Source organism: Kitasatospora sp. NPDC091257, from assembly GCF_044757675.1.
Classification (GTDB): Bacteria; Actinomycetota; Actinomycetes; order Streptomycetales; family Streptomycetaceae; genus Kitasatospora; species Kitasatospora lactacystinica.
On the sequence record NZ_JBIVVI010000701.1, the window covers coordinates 1 to 4884 of the forward strand.

6 protein-coding genes and 1 pseudogene are annotated in these 4884 nt (G+C 70.7%); 6 read left to right on the top strand and 1 reads right to left on the bottom strand.

Features of this window, described 5'->3' with window-relative positions:
• The 3 genes from ACIQOV_RS27665 to ACIQOV_RS27675 form a co-directional block, all read left to right on the top strand.
• Window positions 1-683 (top strand): 5'-3' exonuclease H3TH domain-containing protein (locus tag ACIQOV_RS27665; protein WP_401053046.1); only part of this gene is annotated, 683 nt, incomplete at its 5' end.
• A 155-nt stretch (window positions 684-838) separates the two neighbouring features.
• Window positions 839-1633 carry a hypothetical protein gene (locus ACIQOV_RS27670; RefSeq protein WP_401053048.1) on the top strand — a complete coding sequence of 265 codons (795 nt, stop codon included), beginning with the start codon at window positions 839-841 and terminating at the stop codon, window positions 1631-1633.
• Window positions 1630-1980: a winged helix-turn-helix domain-containing protein gene (locus tag ACIQOV_RS27675; protein WP_401053050.1), complete on the top strand. Its 351-nt coding sequence runs from the start codon at window positions 1630-1632 to the stop codon at window positions 1978-1980. The genes ACIQOV_RS27670 and ACIQOV_RS27675 overlap by 4 nt, the downstream gene beginning before the upstream one ends.
• Before the next feature lie 94 nt (window positions 1981-2074).
• On the opposite strand, the gene ACIQOV_RS27680 is transcribed toward ACIQOV_RS27675, so the two are convergent.
• Entirely contained in the window at window positions 2075-2989 is a 915-nt protein-coding gene (locus tag ACIQOV_RS27680) for a radical SAM protein (RefSeq protein WP_401053052.1), read from the bottom strand.
• A 391-nt stretch (window positions 2990-3380) separates the two neighbouring features.
• Between ACIQOV_RS27680 and ACIQOV_RS27685 the strand changes: the two genes are divergently transcribed.
• The 3 genes and pseudogenes from ACIQOV_RS27685 to ACIQOV_RS27695 all read left to right on the top strand — a co-directional run bounded on the left by ACIQOV_RS27685 (window position 3381) and on the right by ACIQOV_RS27695 (window position 4784).
• Window positions 3381-3707, top strand: a complete 327-nt coding sequence (locus tag ACIQOV_RS27685; protein ID WP_401053054.1) for a hypothetical protein — start codon at window positions 3381-3383, stop codon at window positions 3705-3707.
• Between the two features lie 88 nt (window positions 3708-3795).
• Window positions 3796-4388: pseudogene (locus tag ACIQOV_RS27690) on the top strand (YdcF family protein).
• 147 nt (window positions 4389-4535) lie between these two features.
• On the top strand, window positions 4536-4784 hold the full coding sequence (locus ACIQOV_RS27695; protein WP_401053056.1) for a hypothetical protein: 249 nt from the start codon (window positions 4536-4538) through the stop codon (window positions 4782-4784).
• The last annotated feature ends 100 nt before the right edge of the window (window positions 4785-4884 follow it).

The following is a 4884-nucleotide window of genomic DNA, read 5'->3' on the forward strand; positions in this document are numbered from 1 at the left end:
GGGTCGCCGAGGCGGCCGAGGACGGCGAGGAGGAGGTGCCCGACACGCTGGCCCCGCAGGTCCCGGTGATCGAGCAGGTGCTGGACGCGCTCGGCATCGCCCGGGTCGGCTCCCCCGACTTCGAGGCGGACGACGTGATCGGCACGCTCACCGCCCGCGCCGCCGGGCCGGTGCAGATCGTCACCGGCGACCGCGACCTCTTCCAGCTGGTGGACGACGCCCGCGGGATCACGGTGCTCTACCCGGTCAAGGGCATGGGCAACCTCCAGGTCACCGACGACGCGCTGCTGCTGGAGAAGTACGGCGTGCGCGGCGCCCAGTACGCCGACATGGCCGCCCTGCGCGGCGACCCGTCGGACGGCCTGCCCGGCGTCAAGGGCATCGGCGAGAAGACCGCCGCCCAGCTGATCAACGAGTACGGCGACCTCGCGGCCATCCGCACCGCCGCCCTCGACCTCGGCTCCAGGCTCACCCCGGCCCGCCGCCGCAACATCGTCGAGGGCGCCGGCTACCTCGACGTCGCCCCCAAGGTCGTCCGCGTCGCCGACGACGCCCCGCTGCCGGACTTCGACCCGGCCCTCCCCCGCGAGCCGCTCTACCCGATGACCCTGGAGGAGCTCTCCGCCCGCTGGGGCCTCGGCACCTCCCTCGACCGCCTGCTGGAGTCCCTCGCCACCCGCTGAGCCCGAATCCTCGCAGGGCCCGCACGTTCGCGTCGAACGTGCGGGCCCTCGGCGTTCCCGGGGCCTGCCGTCCCCAAGTGCCCTTGACGGCAGCTCACTTTGCGATGCAAAGTTCATGGCACAGCAAAGCGATTGGGCGCGACAAGGGGTGGATCATGACGACAGAGCACCGGGCCGGGCCGGCCGAACTCCTCGCCGAGACGGAAGGACTCCGGGCCCGGACCCGAACACGGCTGCGCGGCTCGGGGGTGCCACTGCTCGGGTTCGGCCTGCTCGCCCTGGCCGCCGCGCCGATCTCCGGCCAGGCCTACAACTTCGGCGCCAACGGGCGGGACATCACCTCCTACCCGACCTTCGCCTACTCGGAGCTCATCGACCTCTGCGTGTCGCACACCCCGGACGGCCCGTGCCGGACCGGCGAGTTCGACGGAGCCGTCCTCCGCTTCCTGGCCTGGGGCGTCTGGTACGCGCTGCTCCCGCTCGCCTGGCTGGTGCTGTCCCGCTGGTACCGGCGGCGCGGCGAGGCCCGCGGGATCGTCCCGCGCCGTGTCGGCTGGCTCGGCACCGCGGTCGGCCTCGGCATCCTGGCCACCACCGTGCTGCTCGCCCTGCTGTTCGTGAACCGCGTGCCGTTCGCCCTGTCCCTGCTCGCGAACACCTACGCCTCGCCCTGGTACGTGGCCGGCATCGGCCTGATCGTCCTCGGGCTCGCCGAGCGCAGCCCCCTGGCGGCCTCCGCCGGACTCCTCCACACGGCACTGCTCACCGCCTACCTCGCGGCACCGTGGGAGAGCGGCTGGCTGCCGTGGCTCGACCGGGGCGACGGCGGCTGGGCCGACGGCCCGCAGCCGAAGGCCCTGCTCCTGGCGGCGGTCCTGCTCGCCGCCGGGCTGGCGCAGTGGACGGCGGCCCGCCGCACACCGGGGGCATCCCGTACGGTCACCTCATGAGCGTTGCCGACGAAGCCGGGGAGCAGCACCCGACCCTGGCCCTGGACGACACCGTCCACCAGCGGGTCCGGCTGGGCATCCTGACCATCGCCCGCGAGGCCGACCGGGTCGAGTTCGGCTTCCTCAAAGAGCAGTTGGGCGCCACCGACGGCAACCTGTCCCGCCACCTCAAGGTCCTGGAGGAGTCCGGCCTCGTCGCCGTCGCCAAGGGCTACGTCGGACGCCGCCCCCGCACCTGGGTCTCCCTCACCGCCCGCGGCGCCGAAGCCCTGGACCGCGAACTGCGCGCCCTGCGCGCCCTCGTCCGCCGCCTCGACGCCGCCGGGCCCGGACACCCCCGGGCGTAGGAAGTCGACCGGGCCGACTTCCTACGCCGCCGGGCCGGCGGCCTCGCTCGGGTCGAGCGAGGCCGCCAAGGCCCCACCAGCCAGGGCCCGCCACTCAGGCGGCAGCGCCGTACTCACGCGTCAGCCTCCGGACCTCGGCATCCTTGAAGGCCTGCACCTCCTCCACGATCCCGCTCTTCGGCAGCTTGGCCAACGGAACGCAAAGGTCCATCCGCTGGATGCAGACGCCCACCATGTACTCCCCCTGCTCGGCGAGGTACAGGCGGATGCCGTAGTAGCCCTCCTCACAGTCCGTGTCGTTGTTGAACCGGCACGACGCGCAGGTGTCGGGGAGCCGCACGGGCAGCAGCCGCTTGACGTAGACCGCCCGGCTGCCGAGCGCCCGATAGAGGGTGCGCTCGTCGGAGGTGCCGGCGGTGAACGTCCGGAGCACCGGTTCCGCGCCGACCCGGGCCAGCACTTCGGAGATCGCCGCCACCGACTCCGGCCCGTGCTGGATGCTGGTGAGCATCCGCACGTCCGCGAACTGGCCGTACGACTCGACCAGGTTGACGACCCGGTCCACGTGCGCCGTTCCGGGAACGACGATGTTCACGGACACCTTGACGCCGTCGGCAACGGCGGCCCGGACGGTCTGCTCCGCAGCGCGGATCTTCGTCCCGGCCAGACCCGCTGACCTGAACCGCTCGGACTGGACGGCCCCGAGTTCCTCGGCGGTCGTGCCGAACACCGAGACGTTGATCCGGTTGAGTCCGGCCGCCGAACACTGCGGCATCACCTGCCGACCGCGCTCCCCGTTGCTGGTCATTCCGACGCTCAGCCCCATGCCGGTGAGCGCCGCGACCAACGCGGGCACCTCCGTGTGCAGGGTGGGTTCCCCTCCGGTCAGGTGGACCTCCCCGGCGTCGAACGCGCTCGCCACGGCTCGCACCGCCCGCCGGAAGGACATGTCCGGAGCCATCCTGTCGGCGAGGAAGCCGACCCCGTTCGTCTCGCTGTAGACCGACACGCGACCAGTCCTGCCCGGACCGGCCGCGAAGGGCAGTTCGGTGCGGCCTCGGCGGCCTCTACCTGCTGGCCCGCTCGACGGCCCTGGTGGGCGACCTCCGCCGTGATCAGGGTGCATTGCTCGGCCCGCTGTCGGCCTCGTACGCCAAGGCCCGCTTGTTGTACACCCAGCTCGATATCCCCCGGCGGACGGCCCAGTTGGACCTGGCGTTGGCTGTGGTGACGGAGATGTCCGGACAGCTCTCGGCTGCGGCGGGCCAGTACTCGGACCTTTCCGGTGACGTCCGCCTCAGCACACGGGATCGGACTCGGGCGGCCCTGTGGGTGGGAACCTCGCTCGACAAGCAGGGCGAGCACGAACAGGCCATCGGCATCGCCGAGTCGGCGATCCGGTGTTCGAGAACCTGGGTGAGGTGGAGGACTGGGCGACAGGGAACCAGAAGCTCGCGCTCGCGTACCGCGGTGTGGGGAATCTCGGCGAGGCAGTGCGGTTGATCGAGGTGGCGAGGACGAACACCAACGGTTCGGCGCCCATGCAGGACGTGCGGCTGACCACCGCGCACGGGCACATCCCGCTGACCGATCGCGCGACGGCCGGGGAAGGGTTCGCTCTGCTGGACAGGGCCGAGGTGATGGCGGACAAGTACGGTATGACCCACCAACGAAGGAGCATCCGAGGCATCCGATCTGAATTCCAGCGAGCACGGTGCCTTCAGTGAGTGGGAGAAGAACGTGGCGGACGCGCAGCAGCGCGAGATCACCGACTGGCAGTGGGCGGACGCCACGCTGATCTGGGAATACCACCGGATGGGGCACGAGCGGCGGCCGTGCGATGTGGCGATCGGCCTGGGCTGCCATGACCTTGGCGTGGCAGCCGAGACGGCGATGCTGTATCTGGACGGCCTGGTTCAGAAGGTCGTGTTCACCGGTGGGCCGAACCGTCCCGGCCGGAGCTCTTCCCCCGCGGTGAGGCCGTGCACTTCACCGAGCACGCCATCGCCCTCGGGGTTCCCGAGCAGGCGATCCACCAGGAGCCCCGTGCCCGCAACACCGGCCAGAACATCCAGTTCTCCCGTGAGGTCCTGGAGGCCGCCGGCGTCGAGGCACGGTCGGTGCTGCTCGTGAGCATGCCCTACATGGAGCGCCGGGCATACGCGACATGCCGCAAGGTGTGGCCGGAGGCTGAGGCGGTATGCACCTCGACCCCGATGAACCTGAACGACTACGTGAAAAGCATCGGCGACGGCCAACTCGTGATCGACAGCCTCGTGGGCGACCTCCAGCGGGTGATCGAGTACCCGAGGCATGGGTTCGCCGTCGCCCAAGATGTTCCGGAGACGGTCCTTGATGCGTACCAGCGGCTTCTGGCCGACGGATTCGACAGCAAGATCCTCAGCTGACGCGGCACCGCCCTCCGGGCTGGTGTGCGACGCAGCGTCCGCCGGGTGGAACACGTCCTTCGCGGACGTTACGGGGTCAGTCCCTTCTGGACTCGGTTGGCGGCGGACCCAACGGGGCTCCTGACGCTCTTCAGGAAAACCGACCGGATGGCGGAGATCGCCGAAGCATCCACCCTGCTACTGCTCCGTGTCCTCGGCTGGTCGGGCACGGCGTTCATGACCGAACGGATCGAACTGCGGCAGTTCGCCGTACCGACCACCGGAGTGTGGGCCGGTGCCCGGCAGGTCAGCGCACTGCACAGCCTGATGGTTCATGGACCCGACGTCGTGAAGAGAGTCCTCGAAGCTCGGGCGTCAACCAACCAGCCGTTTCTGCGCAGGAAGTCGGCGGGGTGACTTCCTGCGCAACACCATGAAGGCGAAGCGGCGAGGCGAAGCCGAAGCCGGCGGGAGGGTGGGGGTGGGGAAGCACCACGGGGCAGGCCTGGTGCTTCCC